This is a genomic window from Roseivivax sp. CAU 1753 (genome assembly GCF_054482575.1).
Genome location: NZ_JBTLRF010000005.1, coordinates 185,176 through 207,500 on the forward strand (window position 1 = coordinate 185,176; position 22,325 = coordinate 207,500).

Sequence of the window (22,325 nt, forward strand, 5' to 3'; positions counted from 1 at the left end):
CGGTCGGGACGCGGCGGGGCCGCGCGCGACAGGATCCGATCAGGCGGCCATGGCCATGTGCAGATCGGCGGGTTCGATCAACAACCGCGCCTCATGCGCCTTGAGGCATTTGCGCGCGGTATCCCCGTAGGCCCCCACATTCGACCGCAGCGCCGGGAACGCGGCGAACATCTCTTCCCGCGATTGCCCGGAAATGGCCGAGATGCCGATGTCGCCCGCGTGAAAGCTCTCGGTTGCCACGCCATCCACATAGAGGACCTCGTGCGCGTCGAGCATGAGGTGCAGGTAGGTGACCGCGTCCTGCGTCTCCTGCCGGATGTCCACGCCGTTGATCAGATGCTTGGCCGACACCAGAACTTCCGGCGTGCCAAACAGCAACTCGGCGCGATAGCCGGTGAACAGGAACCGGTGCTGGGGTGACACCAGGATGGGGCGTTTGGCCCCGTTTAGCGCGCCCCGGCCAAGGGCGACGGGGGCAAATCGTCCCTGTCCGGGCACGGTACGGCTGCCCAGCCAGCGGATCGGCTGGGGCCCGTGGTCGCGTGTGACGACCATGTCGCCGGGGCGCAACGTTTCGATGGCGCGTTCGCCGCAAGGGGTCAGGATGCGGGCACCGGGCGTGAAGCAGATGATGTTCTCGATTTCGGAGAAGCTCACCAGCGTGCCGTCCGCCATGGTGAAGTTGCCGGACAGACCGCCTGCCGTGTCGTCGGTGTTGGTGAAGGTGATGTCGCCGTAAGCGACGTGCGAGCCGAGTTGCAGCGTGTCGCCCGCGGTCTCGCCGCCTTCGCCGCCGAAGATGACGATCGACCCACTTCCGGCCTCGCCGAGATCGGTAAGGGTGAAGACATCGTCGCCGTCGCCGCCCGATGCGACATCGCCCTCGGCCACGGCGAAATGGTCGTCGCCCGCGCCGCCGGTCAGGGTATCGGCCCCGAGGCCGCCGATCAGGCTGTCATTGCCGATCCCGCCGTCGAGGCTGTCGTTGCCGATGCCACCGTCCAGCGTATCCGCGCCGTCGTCGCCGAACACGGTGTCGTCACCCGCGCCGGATGCCACGTAATCGTCGCCGCCCCCCGCCGTCACCAGATCGTCGTTCGAGCCGTCGGAATGGTCGGCGTTGTCGATCCGGTCGCCTTCGGGATCGCCAAGGTAGGACGCGTCGATGATATCCGCGCCGCCGGTGCCTTCGACGTTGAAGTTCAACGAGGTCAGGGTGACGTTCTGGTCGTCGTCATAGCCCGACACCAGCACCGGCGAGACGGCGGGATCGACAAACAGCAACTGCGCCTGGGTGATGTCCGGCTTGGGCCCGTAGCTGTCATCGACCAGCATGTAGGTGAGCGTGCCGCCCGCGCCGTCGTCAAGCTCGACGATATGGCCGTGCACGGTCTCTTCGATCGCGCCGTTGTTGTTGGTCAGATCGGCTTCGTAGTCATGCAGGGCGTTGATGGCGTAGACGGTGCCGCCGATGGTGATCGTATCGCCGACGGTCAGCTGGCCGGCGTTTTGCGTGTTGAAGGCCAGGGTGTCCTCGACCGGCGCCATCTCGGTGCCGGAGATCAGCAGGTCCGTGCCACCGGGCATTCCGGTCAACCGGATCGCGTCATGGATGGTTTCGGGCGGTGCCAGCGGAATGCCCATCGCCTCGAGTTCCGCGCTGCTGTCGACCTGGCCTGGCGCGACGCCCATCAGGGTCAGGCTTTCGCCGCCCGGGAAGGTCAGGACCGCATTCCCCGAGCCGTCGTCGGACACGGTCACATCGCGCGTGTAGACCGGCGTGGTGCCGCCATCCGAGGTCAGATTGCTGACATCGACCTGGTCGCGGCCCGCATAGGTGCCGTCGCCGTTGTCCGTCGGGGCCTCGAACCCGCTGATATTGTCGTTGCCATCGCCATCGGCCAGAACAACCGTATCGACCGCGCCGTCGAACGCGCCGAGGTCGAACGTGTCATCGCCCGCGCCGCCGTCGACGGTGTCGGCCCCGGACGAGGTGTTTACGCTGTCGTTGCCGGATGAGCCGATGACGGAATCGTCGCCGCTGCTGAGCGTGATGCTTTCGATCTGCGAAAAGGTGATGCTGTCGACCGAGGTGGTCAGCGTGCCGCTTTCGCTGTCGGCACTGGTGCCGTTCGCCGTCAGGTCCAGAACGGTATCGACGTTCTTGAACGAGACGATCTGGTCGTTGTCGGTGCCGGCCTCGCCGCCGACGATGGTGTCGTTGCCGGTGTCGAACTGGGTATAGAAGGTGTCGGCGTCGGCACCGCCGTCGATATAGTCGTCGCCGGTGCCGTCCCAGAACACGTCGTTGCCGTCGCCGCCCAGCAGGCTGTCGGCCCCGGTATCGCCGAACAGGATGTCGTCGCCCAGACCGCCCAGGACCGTGTCGTTGCCGTCGCCGCCTGCGAGGATGTCGTTGCCCAGGCCGCCGTCGATGCTGTCATTGCCGGCCTCGCCATCGAGCGTGTCGGCACCGTCGCCGCCCTGCAGCGTGTCATCGCCCGCGCCGCCCAGGATCGAGTCGTCGCCGAGGTCGCCCATCAGGCTGTCATTGCCGCTTTCGCCGGAGATCGTGTCGTTGCCGGTGCCGCCGCTGACCGTGTCGTCCCCGTATCCCGCGAGCACAACGTCATTGCCGCCCCCGGCGTCGATGCTGTCGTCGTTGGAGCCAAGCGGGACGGCGTCGAATTCGATATCCGAGAAGTAAATGGCCTGCTGGGTCGTGCCGCCGTTGTCATAGACAACCTCGATGCGGGCGACCGGGCCCTCGATTTCGTACAGCGCGGAGCCGCTCGCGTCGGCGGCAGAGCCGTTGGACAGGCCGGCCGTGATCGTATTGCCCACAAGCGTGTGGTTGCTGCCGGGCGTGATGGTGACCGGGATCTCGTTGCCGTCGACGTCATAGGCGCGCACGGTCACGATGTCCTGGAAGTTGTTGGTCCCGTCGTTCAGACCGTCGATATCGCTGATCCGGAAGCGAACGTTCTCGACGCCGTCTTCGTATCCCGAACCGGAATTGGCCGTGAAATCGAATGTGACGGTCGTGTTGTCCGGGCTGCCGTTGGCCAGAAGATAGCCCGCGGACGTGGTGCTGAACGTCTCGCCGGGCGCGACATAGATGGCATCGCCGCCGCCGCTGGTCTCGGCCGAAAAATTCTCGTTCGTCTGGACGTCGGAATAGGTGACGGTGACGCTGACATCGCCGGTATCCTGTACCACGCCGCCGCGCAGATCCTGTTCGTCGGTGTAGTCCGCCCAGTTGAATTCGGCAGCGGTCGGAAGCGCGACGCCGACCGCATCGTTGCCGTCGACCACTTCCCCGTCGGCATCGCCGCTATAGGCTGTGTCGATGGTATCGTCGCCCGCGGATCCCGAAACGATGCCGTCATCGGTTGGCGCGGGGGGCGCGGTGTCGACCTCGGGTGCCCTGACCCTGACCGGCAGGCCATTGTCGGGAACGAAGTAGATATTCCCGGCGGCGTCGGCGTAGTACTGGCCGGTTTCGACCTGGTCCCGGACGATGTTGCCGTTCGCGTCCCGGCCCCGATAAATCCAGGTGCCTGCGCCCCAGGATTGCGTTGCGGTGAACGTGGTGGTGGTGGTCGCGATCGCGTCGCCGGGATCGAGATTACCGTCACCCAATGTGACCAGGTAGCCAACGGGCATCTTGCTTTCCTCAATATCGCCGGATGCTCTTGATGGCTCCGGCGTTTTTTATTGGTATTGTTGGAAAATTAGCCGGGGTTTGAGGCGGAATTTGGCACGCTTTATGGCCTTTTTGCCCAACTTTGCGCCTGCTGGGCGTATCGGAATGCAAAGCATCATCGATGCGGGCAACAGCGCGCACCCACCGATGGCGGCGCTGTGAAAGACCGCTCCGTCACGGTCGCGGGCCCGGACGCGAACGTATCCCGCCCGGTGACGTGTGACCGCGCCCGAACGCCGGTCGATGCCGCCTTGGCCAATCGCAAGCGCGCATTGTCCGGGGTCCGGCGCACCATCCGGGCCGGTCCGGGCCGGTTTGACATAGGTCAGACCGGCAAACGCTTCGACCGGTAGACTGGGTCCGTCAGACAGCCGCAGAAGGAGAAATGCCATGGAGCAGACCGAAGCATATCAATCCGCCAAGAAGCGCCTGGAGGCCAGGATGGGCTTTTACACGCATCTGTCGGTCTATGTGGCCGTCATCCTACTTCTTGTGGTCATCAACTTGCTGACCTCGTCGGGCAGCCTCTGGTTTCAATGGCCGATGCTGGGCTGGGGGCTCGCATTGGCGCTCCATGCGCTGGCGGTCTTCGTCTTCCCCGGGCGTTTCGGCGTCACCGAGGAGATGATCCAGAAGGAAATGCGCAAGGGCTGAACGCCGTCCCGAGGTGGACCGGTGCGTCTGGCGGGGCAGGGGGTCGGGATGCCGATTTGGGGCCCGGACAACGGCGCAGCGTGCCCACCCGGACATCCGGGCACACGCGGCGATGCGCCGTTGAATTGACCCACGCGCGCGCGACCGGGACACGCGCCGTTCAATCGGCCTAGAGACAGGACAATTCCGGCCGGATCTCGCCGAAAAACCCGTCCATCGCGTCGATCCGGTCTTCAATTCGCTCCTTGATCGGCGATTGCGCGTAAATGGTCCGGTCATCGTCGATCCGCGTGAAAAACTCCGCGCGGAAGGTGACGACACGCGGGTCGTCGCAAGCCATGCTGGGCAGGGCGTTGATCACGCCATTGATGTCGCGGCAGATGTTGCGCAGCCTGATCCGCAGACGCTGCACGCGCCGGTCGGCCTCCATGTCGCGCGAATTCTGCCATTCGTCGCGCACGATCTGGCGCATGTCCTGATCGGCGCGCTTGTGGCCATAGGGGCTGAAATCCGACGGATCGAGGGCTTCGCCGAAATAGACAGCCAAGAGGTGCGAGGCCACGAAGACCGGCGATTGGTCCTCGTCCTTGATCTGCGCCACGACAAGGCGCTGACACTGGTTCCGGGCAGCCTCGTCAAGGGCCTCGCCCAGCCTTTGCCGGGGGGGAGGCGCGAAATTCTGGGCAACGCCCGTGATCTCGACCCGTCGTTGCAGGGCGCGTTGGCGCTGGGTGGCGTAGCCCATCCCGTCGCGCGGCTGGCCGTTCGACGCGGAGGCGACCGTGACGCCCACCTGACCCGGACCGATGCCGTATTCGTCCTGCAGAATGTCGCGCAGCATCGCGGCGACGGTGATGCCCCGCCCGAAGGAATTCTTGAGGTATTCAAGCTGCGGCGTGTCTTGGTATGTCGCGGCATGCCCGGTCACGGTTATGACGTGTCGATCGTCGTTGGATTCGACGTAGTTCAGCGCGATGTCGTTGGCGATCCGCGCGATCTGCGCCGGATGGAAGTCGCGCAATTCGTACGAGAAAGATTCGAAACAGGCGATGATACGGTCGTCTTCGGTGCATTCCGCCTCGCTTTGTGCCTGGACGGGCAGGGGGGCCGAGAAGGTCAGCAGGGTGACCGCGAGAAACGCAAAGTTCGTTGAAAATGGGCGCATGGAAAACTCCTTGGGAAAATGGCGCTCAGTCGGATCCGGAAATGCCGAACCCCTGGTAGATGCGCGGAACCGGCGCGGCGTTATCGCCTTCGGGACGCAGGATCAGATCCAGCGTGCCGTCGGCGAAGGGCTCTGTCCGGGCCTGAAACCCGATCGCGACGCCGTCGTTGAACGCGTTCACTTGCGAACAATGACGCCCGACCGCGACATGCGACGGCGGGCAGGCGCAATCGAGCAGCGCGAAGGTGCGGCATTGCGCAGGGGTGAGGCGTTCGTCCTCTTGCGATTGCAGGCAGGGGCTGTTGTCGGCGTAATAGGCGCGCTTCATGGGCGTTGTGAGCCATCTGCGCGCCTTGTCGAACCCCCGCGCAATGCAGATTTCGTCCGCACGGTCCTGAAAGCAGCCCTCCTTGCGCCCGATACAATGAGAAGGACGTCGCTCGACCGTGACCTCGCGCAGACCGCCGCTGGCATCCCGCCGCATTTCCCGCGCCTCGGTCACAAGGTCGTCGGAGTAATACCGCGCGACGCTGTCCTCCTCTTCGGGGATCGGCAGGCCGCATTGGCCGTTCCGACCGTCGATGAAAATGGGAAACAGCCCTGGACCGCATCTGCGGCAGCCCAGAAAGCCATTCGGGCTGACCATCGGGAATGTCGTTCGGGTCGAATTGAAATCCGACCGGCAGACCCGGCCGCCCGCGATCAGCTGATCGGCCAGGCGTCTCGCGTCGGCGGGTGTGGCGGCGGGATGCTGGCGAAAGCGCAGCAGAAGGTTTTCGCACCCCGGCGTGAATACTGTCAGGCAGCCCTTTTCGCGCACGAATTGCGCCGTGGAATTGCGGTAATCTTCGCGGACCTGCAGAAACTGGTCGGTATCACGGTTTTTCAATTCAAGCAGCGTCATCTCGAGCAGTTGAAACGCGTTCAGGATGCGGTTCAGATCGTCGTGTCGGTCATGCGCCATGGCCGCGCCGTCCAGTTCGCCGAAGCCGTCGATCACGTCGATATAGCGCACCGTATAGATCGCATGCAGGTCCGAACGCTCGGCGAAATCGGCACTTCTGAAACAGCTGAAGAAGTCTCCGGCATCGGTCAATTGCAGGCTGGGCAGCGCGCAACCGGACTCGCCCGTATGCTTGACCGAAACGTTGATGTCTGTGCGCTTATACGCCTCGATCAGGTGCGAGTCCTGCGCGACGGTGGTTTCCGCCCTGACATCGAGCGCACCGGTCGCCACTTCGAGCGCGGCGGTCACCGCTTGGGACCGCTCCGTCTCGTTCATGCCGGATGCCATCTTCAGCGTGCCGATCACCTGAACGAAACTGGCCCGCTGCTTGCCGACGATCAGCTCGTCGCCGCAGGCGTCAAAGAAGATCTGCATACGCCCCGCGCGCACCGCCGCGTCATGCACCTCGCGCCCGCGCGCATTCAGCCGGATGCGCGGTGCCGACAGCATGCGGATCGGGCTCACGCGTTCGAAGTACCCGTAGATCGCGCCATCCTCGAAATTGCGCGATTGGCGCTCGATCTCGGCGTAGCGGACATCGACGCTGCCGCCCACGCCCATGTATTTTACCGCAACCTTCGCGCCGACAGACAATTGCTGTTCCGAAAAGATCTCGTCCACGCTGGTGATGTAACGGAACTCGGACGAGGCCGGATCGGCGGAGCCGCGCGTATATTGGTCGGCCGCCCGGGCGCAACGCGGCTGGGTGCGCAGAGACGCCGAACTGAAGCCCGCAAGGAAGGCCGGTACATTCTCTGCATCGATATTGTAGCGCTGCATGTCGTCGGCGCTGAAGGCCTGGGACATGGCGGTGGCGGGAAGACACAGACCAATCGCCACGGCCAGACCGCAGGCAACGAAATTGTGCATGAAAAAAACTCCTTGAATATCTTGATGCCGGGGCCGGGCGCAATGTGCCCGGTCCACCCATCGAATTGATCAAGCCAGCCTTGTCCGTCTGGACATGTATCCAAGCCTGGACCGCCGAAAGATGGAATTTTCCGGCGCATTCTCGGGGACGCGAAAATTTCGCCACCAAGACATTGCGCGGCAATCGGGACGTTGTGTCCGACCGCGCCGTGAGGGCTGTCTTCATTGAAATGCGTGCGACGATCCTCTCATTTTTCGCGTGAAATCACAAGATTTATGATCGGTGTGCCGTCAGGCGGTCATGCCTGAGCTTGCGCTTGAACGAGAGCGAGGATCGGAAAACGTTCCCCTGGGACGCCTTTCCCGGTGGTCGGTGGTCGCGCGCTTCGCGCATCAAGGCGGATCGCATGGCGAGGCGGAAATGGACCTGCTGGAAGGTCGGATCGGCTTGCCACGCCAAGCGATGGGAACATGTCGACGGCGCAATCGACGGCACCCGATTGACACGGCACGTATCGGTGGTTGTAGACTCGGACAGTTGCATCAGTCATTTCGAACTGGATTATCCCGTGCCAATTCCACGCCTTTTAGCGGCGATCTTCGCTTTTTTATTCTGTTTCGCATCGATCGCAGCGGCAGAATGGAAACCGCAGTCGGATGCCACCGCGGATCAGATCGTCGAAGAATACAAAACCCTCATCGATGCCGCCGCGAATGCCGGACGCATCATCGACATTCATCATTTCAGTCGGATCGATTTTTCTGTGGGGGGCACCACGCTGCGCGCAGATCAGAGCGCTATCCTGGATGAATTGGGTGCGGCGCTGGAAAGTCCCGACATGCAAAATGCGGGCGTCATTCTTGTCGGTCATTCCAGCAGCGAGGGGGTTGTCGAAACGAACTTCGCGCTCTCCATCGGGCGTGCCGAGGCGGTCGCTGCGTATCTGCGGGACACGATTGGCATCGCAGCGGATCGCATTTCGATCGAGCCGATGGGCGAGGCCGCGCCGAAATCCGGGGAACGCCCCGAAAGCCAATTGCAGCGCCGGGTCGAGATCTACCTCACGACGGTGATTCCGATGCGGATCGCGCAGAGCAGCCTGCTCGTTCCCGAGGCCTTGTCGCTGCTGCGCTTCGAGCCGAGCCAGCCGCCGCGCAGCGCGGCCTTGCCGTTCGGGGACGGTGCCAAGCCTGCCGGACTTGGCATGGACAAGAGCGGCACTCTGGAGTTCTGGGTGCAACCGGGATGGGACGTTCCGGACCCGGATCAGGATCTCTCCGATGCGGCGCCGGTCGTGATGTCGGTGCACGGCCTCGACGGAACACGCCTGAGCGTGCAGATCACCCAAGAGCGCGACGCCCTCGTCTTGTGGAACGGCGGGTACGACGTGGCAGATCAGCAGGTGGTTGGGTTCGATTTCACCCAAGACCTTCCGCACCACGTCGCCATCGCCTTTGCCAATGGTGCGGCCCTGGTGTTCATCAACGGCCAACCGCTGGCCGAGCTGGACTGGGAGCCCGGAGCGCCAAATGAGCAAGTCCTCACTTTGGGCAGATTTCCAAACGAAGAGACCGCGCTGGCCTTTACCGGGTTGATCGGCGGCGTGCGCAGCTGGAACAGGCCGCTTGAGCCGGAGGAGATCCGGACGGCGGCCCGGAGCGCCGGTGCGGTGCAGGTCGACTCCCCGCTGTATCCCGCCTTCAACGGCGCGTTGACCGAGACGATCAGAGGCGATCTGGAATACCAAGCGCTCGACACCGCCATCCAGATCGCAAGCGGCGCCTGGACGACCTATGGCAGCGATGCGATCCGTATCATCAACCGCGATGAAATTGCGCGGTCCAAGATCTTCAACGATCCCGCACGCGACCCGGCGGTGGCGGCCCAGCTGAAATCGCCGCATGTCGATTTGCTGCACGATGCCTTGCCGGGGCCGGATACCGTGTTTTCCAGCTACCCGCTGTTTCACATCCTCCAGGAGCCCGCGCTTGGCTTCGATCTCGATTTCGAACCGGTGCCGGGCGAGAAGGGCGAACGCATCGACCACGAGTTGCCTGCGGGTGCCAAACTCCGCTCCATGCGCGTCTGGTATCAACGGGCATCCATCATCACCATCCGCATGAACTACGTGCAAGCAGACGGGCAAGAAAAGGCGGCGTGGTTCGGCGAAACGGATTTGGATTTCCTGCTGGACGCCGAATCGGACCTCGTGCTGCTGCGGGACGGGGAATTCCTGATCGGGCTGACCGGCAAGGCCGACAAGAGCCGTGGCTGGATATACGAGCTGTCGGTGCACACCAATCAGCGGGTCTACGGACCGTACGGCGCCGAGCCGCCGCGCTTTTTCGAGCCGGTGCCGTTCAGCAACTTCCTTCCGGAAGGGGTGCCGATGTCCGGCATGACGGCGCGGATCGACAACGGCTTTCTGATGGCGGTCGGGCTGACCGGCGATCTCGATACCGATCGCGCCAGCGTGGTCGTGACGCTGGAAGACGGCCAGGTCACGCGGTTTCGCCAAACCGGTCGCAATACCTACCGCGCGACCCACGCCGCGGGCGGATTGTCCACATCGGATCTGCCGGAGTTGAGGATCCTGACGCCCGAACTCATTCGCATCGACGGCATCGATCTAGACCTCGTGCCAGTGCATCCACACGAGCCGCCGAAAGGCGAATTATCGAGTTTCGACAATGTCTTCATTGCGCAAGCCAAAGCGGTGAACCTGCGCTCGAATTACCGCGGCTATGACATCACGACGATGGACCCCTTGCACCTGACGGATACGGGCACGGGCAAGATGGTCTTTGCGCTGCCGGACCCGGCCTCTGCGGATTATTACGATGCGAACCGCATCTTCATTCCGAAGGGACTGCTTTATGTTCCTGAATTCACCGGCGAACAGCACGCCGAGACCCATGTCGTCACCTCGATGGCGGATTACACCAAGGCAACCAGCACGAATGTCAGCGTGACGCTTGGGATCCCCGGCGCAAGCTTCAGCGGCAGCTACAGTCACAAGCGCGCCTCGGAGAAGATCCGGGGCCGGAACAACTCCCTGACCCTGGGCTTGTCGAAGGCGTATTTCTACGATCTCGTCCTCGACAAGGCGCGCATGCGCCTGCACCCGGATTTCGTGACGCGCGTTCTGCGGTTGAAAGAGGCCGAGGACGACCGTGCGTTCGATGCGTTCGTGGACATCTTCGGGACGCACTATCCGCAAGCGGTGATCTATGGCGGGATGGGTGTCCTCGAGATGGCGTATTCCGGCAATACGATCGGGCGGCTGGTGAGTGATGAGGTCGACATTGCCGGCGGCGCTCAGGGCGAGGTCAAAGGCAAGGGCAAGGCCGGCTTCAACGTCGGCTCCGGCACCTCTTCGAACGACAAGTTCCAGCAGGAGATGGGCAACGAGACCGAGAATTTCTATTGGGTCGGCGGTGCGCATTCCGGTCAGGGCAAGGAAAGCTGGGGTGTCGGCATCGATGGCGTCGTGCCGGTCCATGTCAGCCTGCGAACGCTGGATGAATTGCTGCTGCCGCCGTTCTTCTTCGATCCCGTCGTGAATTACGAACTGCGCCGCAAGGTGCAGGCAGCGATAGACCGGCATATCGATGCGGCAGACCGCGCTTTGGCGGCAGAGACGGAAACCATGCCGCGCCTCTACGAGGTGACGCTGGTCAAGATCCGCTCGAGCGTACGCAGCGCCGAGGCAGATGCCGTCTGGGAAATCGGCGGCAAGGTGATGTCCGGGGCCAACGGCCCACCGGGGTCTGCGATCCCTGCGGGTTCGGTCCGCCGTCTCGCTCAGACCGACGGCGCGCGCGTGTTTTTCGATGTGGCCCGCCCGGAACGCGACCAGCCCGCGCCGAACTCCACCGATCTGGTCTCGGTCGATGCCAGCTCGAAGCAGTCCTATTACGTCCGCGACACCGATACCGGCGACGCCGGGGCGCTCCGACAGGTCTATGCCGTCGATCCCTGCGCGGTCGAGCTTGGCGGCTCACTCGAGCTGTTTGCGGACTTCACGGAGTATGACACCGAGATCGTCGATCCGAACGAAAGCTATCGCGGCGGCCGCCTGATCGAATGGCGGGATTTTCCTGCAACGGGCAGCAGGGAAATCACGCTCAGCGCCGACTCGGACCTCTTGTCCAGTGGCTCACCGTTATGTCTGGTCGACAAGGACGAGGTTTTCGAGATCGAGGAATGCGCCATGCTTGCGGCGCTGCAATCGGAGACCTTTCTGACAGAGTTGGCGGAGGGCATTCTGGGTCTTCCATCACAATGCGAAAGGGTCAGCGCGGGGCCGATATCGGTCATCGCGCCGGGCTTCGACATGGACCTCGATCGACGCCGTGCGCTGTGTGACAAGGTCGTGCAATGCATCGGCGCCCCGAACCGCGACACCCCGACCTGCCGGAAGGTCAGTCAGCAATGTCTCCACGCAGGTGAGGTTGCTCCAAGCGCCGATTGCGAGCGGGCGGAGGTTGTTTTCCGCATCCGCGAGATCCGCGATAGCTTTGCCCGCCCCGCCACGCGCTTGAACTGTACCCGTTGAGGTCCTGAAAGGTTTTGAGATGTCGATCATGAAAGGCTTGATAAGATGCCGTGCGACGCTTCCGGCAGTGATTGGCGTCGCAATCCTTGTCATCGCGTCCTTGCCTGAGCCCGTCGCGGCGTTGACCCCCGCCGAACGTGAAGAGGTCCTGTCGGACGAAGACCGCATCCATGAGCGGCACAAAAGGGCCCATGAGACAGTGATGGCTCATGCGGCGAGGGTGGAGAACCTTCACGATCAGCTGGGTAAAACAGGTCGGAAACTCCGGAGTCTCAGGTCAGGTCCACGCCAAGCCGGGACTGAAAGGCAGATAAACGACGCCAACAACCAGTTGCTCGAATTGCAGCGCGCACAGGCTCAGGCCTTTTCCGATCTGGCTGCTGCCGCTCGGAGCGCCGCCGCCGTGAACAGTGAATACCGTGAATACTTCGGGGACAAGAGGGCTGCCGCGGGTCGCCCTGCGCCGCCTCAAAACCTGCGCGACGCGGCGAACAGGGCGACCATGGTGCAGCAATCCGCCTTTGAGGTCTGGGGCGCAGAAGGGCCGTCGCGGGAAGAGCGCGACGCGATAATCAACCGATTGGAAAGTCTGGGTTTGGCGCGCCACGATATTCTGAAGAACAGCGAAACTGAAGAAGCGCAGGACGAGATCGACGAGGTCTTCGGTGAGGTTCTGGACAAGCATCGTCGCCTCCGGGATCACTACGACGCAATGGCGCGCATTGCGGAAGCGGCATCCGGGTTCACCCCGCCCGGCCAGAGGCCGCCGCCGGATCCGGACTCTCAATACGGTTCTGTCAGCGCCGCGCAAGCTGCGAACATGGAGCGGATGCCCAGCGATGAAGCCATCCCGGTCAGCCGCGTCTACGACTCCTCGGTCTTGGCAGAGAGACAACGCAGAAACATCGAAAGAAACCAGCAGAACGCCGCAGAGGATGCGGGCAACCTGCATCTTGCGCTGCCACCGGTCGAATACGATGCCCCGCCACTGACCGGGAACGCCGCGGCAGCCGTGCAGCGCGGCAATTTCGAGGCGGGCAGGCCCGCAGCGAACCCGACGGGACGAGATGGCAACACCCATCTGACCTATGTGCAGCTTCCCCCCGAGGAGAATACCTACGGCAGTCTGCCCGTTGCCAGGTTCGATCAGGCCGCCCATCAGCCTTTGCCGCCGCTGCCTGCGGCGCAGCGGCCGCCCGCCAAACCGCCGCGCGAACTCAAACCGGCTCTGCCGTTCAATGCCGCGCGGCTGCCCGCCAGCCAGCAAAGAGCGGCCGGACGGGCATTTCGGGTGCGCGCCGCGCCAGCGCCGGTTCAGGACTCGGCGAATGCCAGCACATCGGATGCGTCGACGGCGAATACCGGAGGCGGCTTCCTTCCGTGAGCCATAAACCGATCCGAGCAAGCGCACGTTCTTGAGCTTGCGCCGGAGCCGCCAGCCCTTCTGGCGCGGCGTCGCTTGCCCTTCGCGGACATCTCGACGCTTTGGCCGTCAGCGGTGGGTTATGACGACCGGCCCGATCGATGGATCTTGCAAAAAATCGGTCGCATCCGAATCGGTTGATCCGACACTTCCGGCGAATTGCGGCGATATCTGGGTGCAGAATAAGCCCCACTGCTGGGTGATCCGGGTACAATTCCCCCGAACCCGCCAGACTGTCGCCCGTACCGATTTAATGAAGGGCAATTTCGACAAATTCTTCCTTTCTCGCCACATGTTGGGCTAGATTGTGTCGGGGGCCTGATCGATGGAAGGCATCTTCGATCTGCGGATCGGAAGATGTAACGCGATGGCCAAGCTATTTGGAAATCAGAGACCTGGTCGCGGGCACAAAATTGTCGCGCGTGATATCATTCAGGAATGCGCCAAGCGGTTCTGGACCGAGCAGCAAGGCAGTATGTCCTATCTGGGCCTGACGACCGCCTTCGTGATGATGGCGTTCGGGGGCATTGGCGTGGACCTGATGCATGCCGAGCTCAAGCGTACCAAGATGCAGAACGCGCTCGACCGTGCAGTGCTCGCGGCGGCGTCCATCGAAAACGAGCAGGATGCCGAAACCGTCGTACGCGACTATTTCCGCGTGCAGAACATGGAAGAGGCACTGGTCGGCGTCACGCCCGTGGAAGACAAGTCCTACCGTAAGGTGACGGCAGGCGGGCGGCAGGTCATGCCGACGAACTTCATTCAACTGCTTGGCTTCGACAACCTCCAGGCCGAGGGCCTGGCGACCGCGGAAAACGGTGTGACGAATATCGAGATCGCGCTGATCCTCGATATCTCCGGGTCGATGTCGGGTCGCAAGATCGAGCAATTGAAGCAGGCCGCCAGCACGTTTGTCGACAATGTCCTCGGATCGGAGGCAACGCAGGTGTCCACGACCGTGTCGATCGTCCCCTACAACGCGACGGTCAACATGGGCACGATATTACCGGACTACATCGCGCTCGACCGGCAGCACGACTATTCGAACTGTGCCGTATTCGCGGATGACGCCTTCTTCAGCACGGCGCTTGACACCTCGGTCCTTCTGGAACAGCTCGGGCAATTCGACCCCTATTCCACGGACTCCATCGCAGGTCAGGCGGACCGGCACTGGTGCCACGCCGGTGATACCGCGTCCATCGTCGTTCACAGCTCGGACCCGGCAGCGCTCAAGTCCCAGATCGCCACGCTGACCGCTGGCGGCAACACGGCGATCGATGTCGGAATGAAGTGGGGGGTCGCTTTGCTGGATCCTTCGGCACGTGGCGTGGTCGGGGCGATGGCCGAGGACGGTCTGGTCAATGACGGTCATGCCCAGCGTCCCGACGCCTATGGCACCGCGGACACGCAGAAATTCATCGTCCTGATGACGGATGGCAAGAACACCACGCAATATGACCTCAAGCCCGGACTGAAGCCGTCAGACGCGCTCACGGGGATCTTCGTGAACACCTACGGAACCGAAGACCTCTCGGATGATGACTATTCCGTTCGGGTCGACCCGATCCCTGGCGCGTCCTCCGCAGCGGGCGCAGGTCCGGGCGATGGTCCCTACAGCTACTTCTGGACGCGCCTCGCCGGGGACGAAGATGCGCGCTACCAGCCCGGGATCGACGGTCTCGAGACCAATCCTGCCCATGTGCACGAACTCAGCTACAACGACGTGTTCCATCGCTTCGGCACCCGCGTGGCGGCAGACCTACTGTTCGAAAGGCCTTACGCGGACGGCGTGATGGATTGGGACCGCTATCAGACCCTGCTGTCTCCGTATCGCGCGATTGCAGGTGGTGATTTCGCCGATGCGCGGCTGTCCCAGATCTGTGGCGCGGCCAAGCAGGAAGGTGTGGTCGTCTATGCCATCGGCGTGGAGGCCCCGGAGGAAGGGCGCCGGGCCATGAGGGATTGTGCCTCTTCGGCCTCCCATTTCTTCGACGTTGAGGGCTCTGACCTGGAGAACACGTTCTCCGGAATTGCCCGTAACCTGACCCAGTTGAGGCTGATCCAATGACGCGTATTTGCAAGGTGCTTCGGCAATTCCGCCAGAACGAGGACGGCACGATGGTGGTGCCCTTCACGCTGTGGATGGTGATCTTCCTGACGCTGATTATCTCGACCATTGAACTGGGCACGATGACCGTCCGCCAAACGGTCATGGAGCGCGCGGTCGATACCGCAATGCGCGATCTGAAGATCGGCAAATTGCCGGGTGACGCGGCAACGCTCAAGGATGCGATCTGTAACGGCGCTGCGATCCTGCCGTCCTGCGAGGCAAATCTGCATCTCGAGATGATCCGTCTCGATATGGCGGATTGGCAGCAACCGTCCGCCCGGGCCGAGTGCGTGGACACCGGCGCGGTCGCAACGCCGCACCGCACATTCCAGCAGGGTGACGCGCACGAGGTCATGCTGGTCAGGGCCTGTTTCAAGTACAAGCCGATCACGCCCCTGGGCGGCTTCAATGCCAGCCTGCCCAAGGACGAGAATGGCTATACGGCACTCGTCTCGAGCAGTGCCTTCGTAAACGAACCGCTGTGAGGATGGGATACATGATGAGGTTTCTTCAAAGTCGACTGGCCGCCTTCGCAAAAGACACGCGCGGCTATGTCAACGTCGAGGCGGTGATCGTGCTGCCGATCCTGTTGTCGCTGTTCGGGGTCGGGTGGGTCTATTTCGATGCTTTCCGCCAGCAGAACGTGAACCAGAAGGCGAATTACGCGATCAGCGATATCCTTTCGCGGCAGACAGACTATATCGACGAGGGCTTTATCGACAGCACGTTCAGCCTGTTCCAGACGCTGACCCTGAGCAATGGCTCCGATGGGGCGCTGCGCGTGAGCCTCGTCGAGTATGACGGCGAAATCGGCGGATGGGATATCGTGTGGTCCCAAACACGGTCCGCAAGTGGCACGTTGGACGGCGAGGGACCCGACGCCCTCGAGACCCGCCTGCCGCCGGTGATCGACGGGGACCAGTTGTTCGTGGTGGAGACGATCGATCACTATCAACCGGCGCTGCAGATCGGCCTGAACCCTTTCGACATCACCACGTTCAGTTTCACCCGACCCCGCTATGCCGCGAAGGCCGCCGAAGCGGCGGGTTGAGACCCTCCAGAGCTGCCATGGTGTGCCGAGGGCGTGTAGGGCGACCGGGCAAAATCGATGCGGGCCGTGCGGCCTGAGCGTGGTGAACTCAGGGCGAGATGCAACGCAAGACAGCGCCCCTTCACATCGGGAAAGCCGCTGGTTTGGGCACAGGACAGAACATCACGGGATTTGGGCGTGTATTCCGGTCGCTGATATCAGGCGCGGCGCACGATCTGTTTCTGCCGATCATGAGCTCTTGTCGAAGTCGTCTTTCCGGTCTGCCGCCCGCCTGATTGGATCGGAAAGTCTGATGTCGCTTCCGTTTTGGCATCTCTGATCTCCTTCGTGTTGAAAACCAGCAGACCGCAAACTGCAGCTTGCGTCGGTGTCTGAAATTCAGGGGGTCGCGCAAAGCGACTGGTTCGAAACGTTAATCGCGAGCTGACCCGCGAATTGCGAGCCAAAAGCCAAAACCGATAAATTCAATGACAACACGAACGGCTGCGCGAAACGTATCTCGGGAGGTATCCGCACAGCCTAGAGTTCAGATCTTTTATGTAAACTGAAAGATTTGAACAAGGCAGTTGGCGGAGAGACAGGGATTCGAACCCTGGGAACCCGTGAAGGCTCAACGGTTTTCGAGACCGCCCCGTTCGACCACTCCGGCACCTCTCCGCGGTCTGGAGCCGCCAATACCCAAGGGTGCGGGCGCTTGCAACCCGGGGCGACACGAATTTTTCGCGATGCGCAGCCAGCGGTTGGAAACCGGGCGCGCAGATCGTATCTCTGGCGCAGGTGAGGCAAGGGACCGCTTTGATGTTCATGAGCAAGATAACCGGCGGCATCGCGTTCTGCCTGGCGCTGTCGACCGGACCGGGCGCGGCATTCGCGGCCCCGGTCGATGACCTGATCGACCTGTTGCGCATCGACGCGACGATCGCCGTGATGCGCGAGGAGGGGCAGGGCTACGCGACCGATCTTGCCCGCGACATGTTCGGCGGGCCCAGTGTCGGCTGGCAGCAGACCGTCGCCTCGATCTATGATGCCGACGCCATGGTGGCCTCGGTCTCCGAGGGTATCCGCGCGGCGCTCGATCCGGACGCGGTCGGACCGCTGCTGGAGTTTTTCGACAGCGACCTTGGCCGCGAGGTTGTCGCACTCGAGATCGGGGCGCGCGAGGCGCTGCTGTTGGAGGATGTCGAAGAGGCCGCGCGCGCCGATTACCGCAATCTGACCGGCGAGGGTGATCCGACGATCGCCCTGATCGAGCGTTTCGTCGTGTCCAACGACCTGATCGAGCAGAACGTGACCGGCGCGCTCAATGCGTCCTTCGCGTTCTACAACGGTCTGGCGGATGGCGGCGCGCTCGAGATGAGCGAGGCCGACATGCTGGACGATATCTGGGGGCAGGAAGAGGCCACCCGCCGCGACACCGAGGAATGGGTCTATGGCTATCTCATGATGGCGTACGGGCCGCTGACCGACGCCGAGCTTGAAACCTATGTCACGCTGTCGGAATCAGAGGTGGGAAGGGCGCTCAACCGGGCGCTTTTTGCAGGCTTCGGGCAGATGTATGACGACATCTCCTATGCGCTCGGTCTGGGGGCCGCCGCCGAGATGTCGGGCATCGACCTTTAAGCGGCGCATCGGGGCGATGTTCGCCCGCGGCGGCGCTTGACAGCAGGGGTGTTCCTGCGCATAAGCGCGGCTCTGACAGACGGGGCCCTGCGCCCCGCTTGTCGTTTTGGATTTCACGACGCCCGAAACCGGGCGCGCTGTTCGAGGCGGGGACACCCCGGAAACACCGCATGAGGCGGGGCCGAAGAACGCGGCAAGACAAGGAAGACGCGCATGTTCGCGGTGATGAAGACCGGTGGCAAGCAATACAAGGTTCAGGCGGGCGATACGCTCCGCGTGGAGAAGCTTGCGGCCGATGCTGGCGAAACCGTCCAGTTCAACGAGATTCTCATGCTGGGTGGCGATGACACCACGGTGGGTGCCCCCTTCATCGACGGGGCCGCGGTTCAGGCCGAAGTCGTCGACCAGATCAAGGGTGACAAGGTCATCCATTTCGTCAAGCGTCGCCGCAAGCACTCGTCGCAGCGCACCAAGGGCCACCGCCAGCAGCTGACGTTGGTACGCGTGACCGACATTCTGGCATCGGGCGCGGACGCATCCGGCGTCAAGGCGGCAATCGGTGCGGGCATCCTGCCGCGCGGCCATGGCGACGACCGGATCACGTCCAACCGCTCCGAGCAGTCGGACATGAAGGCCCGCGTCAAGAATGATGAGGCCAAGGCACAGCCGGTGGCACAGGCCGCCGTCGCCGAGGGCGCCAAGGACGATCTCAAGGAGATCAACGGCATCGGCCCCGCGGCCGAAAGCAAGCTGAACGAGGCCGGGATCACCACCTTCGCACAGCTCGCCGCCATCGACGCCGACAGCTTCGACGCTGTGAAGGTGAAGCCGGAATGGGTCGAAGAGGCCAAGACGCGCGCGTAAGCGCCGACAGATCAAGGAGACTTAACCAATGGCACATAAAAAAGCAGGCGGTTCCTCCCGCAACGGTCGCGACTCTGCCGGTCGTCGTCTGGGCGTGAAGCTCTATGGCGGGCAGCGGGCCATCCCGGGCAATATCATCGTGCGCCAGCGCGGCACCAAGTTCTATGCGGGCGACGGTGTCGGCATGGGCAAGGACCACACGCTGTTCGCGGTCGAAGAGGGCGCGGTGAGCTTCCGCAAGGGCTTCAAGGGCCGGACCTTCGTATCGGTTCTGCCAGTGGCAGAGGCCGCTGAATAAGCCAGTCCGACGCCGCTAGAAGACAATCGGGGGATCGGCGACGGGCCGGTCCCCTTTGTATTTTATCCGTTTTTTACCTTGGGCCATGCGCTGTCATTTGAACCGGCAGGGTGTATTCGCGGTCGGTTCGCCCTACATTCCGGATGCGACCCTGTACCGCACGACCCGCGCCACAAGACCCGCACCGGCACCAGGAGGAGACCCTGCCATGACGATCGAGCAGACCGATCTTCAACCGACAATATCGTCCGACCGTTTCGTGCTGCGTCCCTTGCGCGTTTCGGATCAGGGCCTGATCTCGCTTTATGCGGGCGACAAACGGGTGGCCTGCATGACCGGCGAGATCGCGCATCCCTATCCGCCGGGTGCCGCCGAGGCCTATATCGCACGCGCCCATGCGCCCGATCGGACCGAGGATATCTGGGCCATCGACGGGCAGTTGTCGGACGCGCCGGAGCTGATGGGCGTCATCGCGCTCAAGCGGATGGACCGCAACCAGTCCGAGATCGCGTATTGGGTGGCCCCGGGTTTCTGGAACACCGGTCTGGCTTCTGACGCGGTTCGGGTGCTGGTCGAAACCAACCCGCTTGGCAACGCCACGATGTTCGCGACCGTGTTCCAGGACAACGCCGCCTCGGCCCGTGTGCTGACCAATTGCGGCTTCGACTATATCGGCGACGCCGAGCAGTTCTGCATCGCCCGGGGCGCCACGGTGCCGACCTGGACCTATCTGAAACAGCTTTCCTGAGGCCGGATCGGCGCGCGCGGCCCCTTGAGCGGGGCGTGCATTCCGACTATCGCCTCTGACACTTCATCGACGAGGCCACGCCATGAAATTTCTCGACCTCTGCAAGGTCTACATCCGCTCTGGCAGCGGCGGTTCGGGGGCGGCCAGCTTCCGGCGCGAGAAGTACATCGAATATGGCGGGCCCGATGGCGGCGACGGCGGCCGGGGCGGATCGGTCATCGTCGAGGCTGTCGACGGGCTGAATACGCTGATCGACTTCCGGTATCAGCAGCACTTCTTTGCCGAGAACGGTCAGGGCGGCATGGGCCGCCAGCGCACCGGTCGCGATGGCAAGGACATCGTGCTGCGGGTGCCCGTCGGGACCGAGGTTCTCGACGAGGATCAGGAAACCGTGCTGGCCGACATGACCGAACTTGGTCAGACCGTGACGCTGGCCAAGGGCGGCAATGGCGGCTGGGGCAACCTGCAATTCAAGACATCGACGAACCAGGCGCCGCGCCGCGCCAATCCCGGGCAACCCGGTATCGACCGCACGATCTGGCTGCGGCTGAAACTGATTGCCGATGTGGGCCTGCTGGGGCTGCCCAACGCGGGCAAGTCCACCTTTCTCGCCACCACCTCGAACGCACGCCCCAAGATCGCGGATTACCCGTTCACCACGCTGCATCCCAACCTTGGCGTGGTCGGGGTCGATGACGTCGAATTTGTCGTCGCCGATATCCCGGGCCTGATCGAGGGCGCGCATGAAGGGCGCGGGCTTGGCGACCAGTTCCTGGGCCATGTCGAACGCTGTGCCGCCTTGCTGCATCTGGTCGACGGTACCTCTGGAACCCTGCTTGAGGATTACCGGACCATCATCCACGAGATCGAGGAATATGGCGCGGGCCTGGCCGACAAGCCACGCATCACCGTTCTGAACAAGATCGACGCCATGGACGACGAGGAACGCGCTTTCCTGCGCGAAGAGCTGGAAGAGGTCGCGGGTCAGCGCGTCTATACCATGTCGGGCATCTCGGGCGAGGGAGTGACCCAGGTCTTGCGCGCGCTCCGCGCCGAGATCGAGGACGAACGGCTGCGGCGCAAGAAGGCCGATCCTGTCGAGGCCGCGGAGGAGACGGGCCAGTGGCAACCCTGAGCGCCGCCCGGCGCTGCGTCGTCAAGATTGGCTCGGCGCTGCTGGTCGACCGGGCGACCGGGGCGCTGCGCACCGACTGGCTGCGCGCCATGGCCGAGGATGTGGCGCAGATGCGCGAACGGGGCACCGACGTGGTGCTGGTCTCATCGGGGTCCATCGCATTGGGACGCGGCGTGCTGGGCCTGCCCGCGACCGTCCTGCCGCTGGAGCAGAGCCAGGCCGCCGCGGCGGTGGGTCAGATCCGGCTGGCCCGCGCCTGGGAAGAAGTGCTGGCCCCGCATGGCATCACCACCGCGCAGGTTCTGGTGACGCTTGAGGACAGCGCCGACCGGCGTAGATACCTCAATTCGCGCGCCACGATGGAGGCGCTGCTGGCGCATGGCGTGGTGCCCATCGTCAACGAGAACGACACCGTCGCCACGGACGAGATCCGCTATGGCGACAACGACCGGCTCGCGGCGCAGGTGGCGGTAACAGCGGGGGCCGACCAGTTGATCCTGCTGTCGGACGTCGACGGGTTCTATTCCGGCAACCCCAATGACGACCCCGACGCGCGTCGCTTTGACGTGATCGACGCGATCACCCCCGAGATCGAGTCGATGGCGGGCGATGCCGGGTCTGGCCTGTCGAAGGGCGGCATGAAGACCAAGCTGATGGCGGCCAAGATCGCCACGGCGGCGGGCTGCGCGATGGCGATCACCGAAGGCACCCGGATGCACCCGCTGGTGGCGCTGGAACACGGCGCGCCCGCCACGTGGTTCACGCCGCAGGGCGACCCGCACACCGCCCGCAAGCGCTGGATCGCGGCGATGAAGACGCGTGGCACGCTGATCCTCGATGCGGGTGCGGTGACTGCCCTGTGCGCCGGACGGTCGCTGTTGCCCGCCGGGATCGCAGCCGTCGAGGGCAGCTTCGGGCGCGGCGATCCGGTGGCGATCAGGGGCGCCGATGGCGCGGTTCTGGGACAGGGCCTGACACGCTACACCGCCGCCGAGGCGCGCGCGATCCAAGGGCACAAATCCGCCGAGATCGAGGCGATCCTCGGCTATCCGGGGCGCGCGGTGCTTGTGCATCGGGACGATATGGCGCTTTGATCCGGGCCAGCAAAGGGGACTT

16 protein-coding genes and 1 tRNA gene are annotated in these 22,325 nt (G+C 63.4%); 12 read left to right on the plus strand and 5 right to left on the minus strand.

Features of this window, described 5'->3' with window-relative positions; translation table 11 throughout:
- Positions 1–39: 39 nt before the first annotated feature.
- Positions 40–3,666: a Hint domain-containing protein gene (locus ACXYMN_RS12465; protein WP_459014008.1), complete on the minus strand. Its 3,627-nt coding sequence runs from the start codon at positions 3,664–3,666 to the stop codon at positions 40–42.
- 430 nt (positions 3,667–4,096) lie between these two features.
- Between ACXYMN_RS12465 and ACXYMN_RS12470 the strand changes: the two genes are divergently transcribed.
- Positions 4,097–4,360 carry a 2TM domain-containing protein gene (locus ACXYMN_RS12470; RefSeq protein WP_459014009.1) on the plus strand — a complete coding sequence of 88 codons (264 nt, stop codon included), beginning with the start codon at positions 4,097–4,099 and terminating at the stop codon, positions 4,358–4,360.
- Between the two features lie 169 nt (positions 4,361–4,529).
- On the opposite strand, the gene ACXYMN_RS12475 is transcribed toward ACXYMN_RS12470, so the two are convergent.
- The 3 genes from ACXYMN_RS12475 to ACXYMN_RS12485 form a co-directional block, all read right to left on the minus strand.
- Positions 4,530–5,525, minus strand: coding sequence for an OmpA family protein (locus tag ACXYMN_RS12475; RefSeq protein ID WP_459014010.1), 996 nt, complete (start codon positions 5,523–5,525; stop codon positions 4,530–4,532).
- Between the two features lie 25 nt (positions 5,526–5,550).
- Positions 5,551–7,401, minus strand: a complete 1,851-nt coding sequence (locus ACXYMN_RS12480; RefSeq protein ID WP_459014011.1) for a hypothetical protein — start codon at positions 7,399–7,401, stop codon at positions 5,551–5,553.
- Positions 7,402–8,009: 608 nt separating this feature from the next.
- Complete coding sequence (locus tag ACXYMN_RS12485) at positions 8,010–8,273, minus strand: hypothetical protein (RefSeq protein ID WP_459014180.1); 264 nt, start codon at positions 8,271–8,273, stop codon at positions 8,010–8,012.
- Here ACXYMN_RS12485 and ACXYMN_RS12490 point away from each other — a divergent pair.
- The 5 genes from ACXYMN_RS12490 (at position 8,166) to ACXYMN_RS12510 (ending at position 16,544) form a co-directional block, all read left to right on the plus strand.
- Entirely contained in the window at positions 8,166–11,960 is a 3,795-nt protein-coding gene (locus ACXYMN_RS12490) for an OmpA family protein (RefSeq protein WP_459014176.1), read from the plus strand. The two genes, ACXYMN_RS12485 and ACXYMN_RS12490, sit on opposite strands and share 108 nt — an antisense overlap.
- A 19-nt stretch (positions 11,961–11,979) precedes the next feature.
- Positions 11,980–13,344, plus strand: coding sequence for a hypothetical protein (locus ACXYMN_RS12495; protein WP_459014012.1), 1,365 nt, complete (start codon positions 11,980–11,982; stop codon positions 13,342–13,344).
- A 514-nt stretch (positions 13,345–13,858) separates the two neighbouring features.
- Entirely contained in the window at positions 13,859–15,451 is a 1,593-nt protein-coding gene (locus tag ACXYMN_RS12500) for a pilus assembly protein TadG-related protein (protein ID WP_459014013.1), read from the plus strand.
- Positions 15,448–15,978, plus strand: coding sequence for a TadE/TadG family type IV pilus assembly protein (locus ACXYMN_RS12505; protein ID WP_459014014.1), 531 nt, complete (start codon positions 15,448–15,450; stop codon positions 15,976–15,978). Before ACXYMN_RS12500 ends, ACXYMN_RS12505 begins: the two co-directional genes overlap by 4 nt.
- 11 nt (positions 15,979–15,989) lie before the next feature.
- Positions 15,990–16,544, plus strand: coding sequence for a TadE/TadG family type IV pilus assembly protein (locus ACXYMN_RS12510; protein WP_459014015.1), 555 nt, complete (start codon positions 15,990–15,992; stop codon positions 16,542–16,544).
- A gap of 567 nt (positions 16,545–17,111) precedes the next feature.
- Here the strand turns inward: ACXYMN_RS12510 and ACXYMN_RS12515 are convergent.
- Positions 17,112–17,201 (minus strand) — tRNA-Ser (locus tag ACXYMN_RS12515).
- Between the two features lie 147 nt (positions 17,202–17,348).
- Here ACXYMN_RS12515 and ACXYMN_RS12520 point away from each other — a divergent pair.
- The 6 genes from ACXYMN_RS12520 (at position 17,349) to proB (ending at position 22,303) form a co-directional block, all read left to right on the plus strand.
- Positions 17,349–18,164, plus strand: coding sequence for a DUF2059 domain-containing protein (locus tag ACXYMN_RS12520; RefSeq protein WP_459014016.1), 816 nt, complete (start codon positions 17,349–17,351; stop codon positions 18,162–18,164).
- A 213-nt stretch (positions 18,165–18,377) separates the two neighbouring features.
- A complete protein-coding gene (locus tag ACXYMN_RS12525) occupies positions 18,378–19,028 on the plus strand; it encodes a 50S ribosomal protein L21 (protein WP_459014018.1) in 651 nt (216 codons plus the stop codon).
- A 28-nt stretch (positions 19,029–19,056) separates the two neighbouring features.
- Positions 19,057–19,326, plus strand: coding sequence for a 50S ribosomal protein L27 (gene rpmA, locus ACXYMN_RS12530; protein WP_459014020.1), 270 nt, complete (start codon positions 19,057–19,059; stop codon positions 19,324–19,326).
- Between the two features lie 208 nt (positions 19,327–19,534).
- Complete coding sequence (locus tag ACXYMN_RS12535; RefSeq protein WP_459014022.1) at positions 19,535–20,074, plus strand: GNAT family N-acetyltransferase; 540 nt, start codon at positions 19,535–19,537, stop codon at positions 20,072–20,074.
- Positions 20,075–20,156: 82 nt separating this feature from the next.
- Positions 20,157–21,209: a GTPase ObgE gene (gene obgE / locus ACXYMN_RS12540; RefSeq protein ID WP_459014023.1), complete on the plus strand. Its 1,053-nt coding sequence runs from the start codon at positions 20,157–20,159 to the stop codon at positions 21,207–21,209.
- Complete coding sequence (gene proB / locus ACXYMN_RS12545) at positions 21,197–22,303, plus strand: glutamate 5-kinase (protein WP_459014025.1); 1,107 nt, start codon at positions 21,197–21,199, stop codon at positions 22,301–22,303. Before obgE ends, proB begins: the two co-directional genes overlap by 13 nt.
- Positions 22,304–22,325 lie beyond the last annotated feature (22 nt).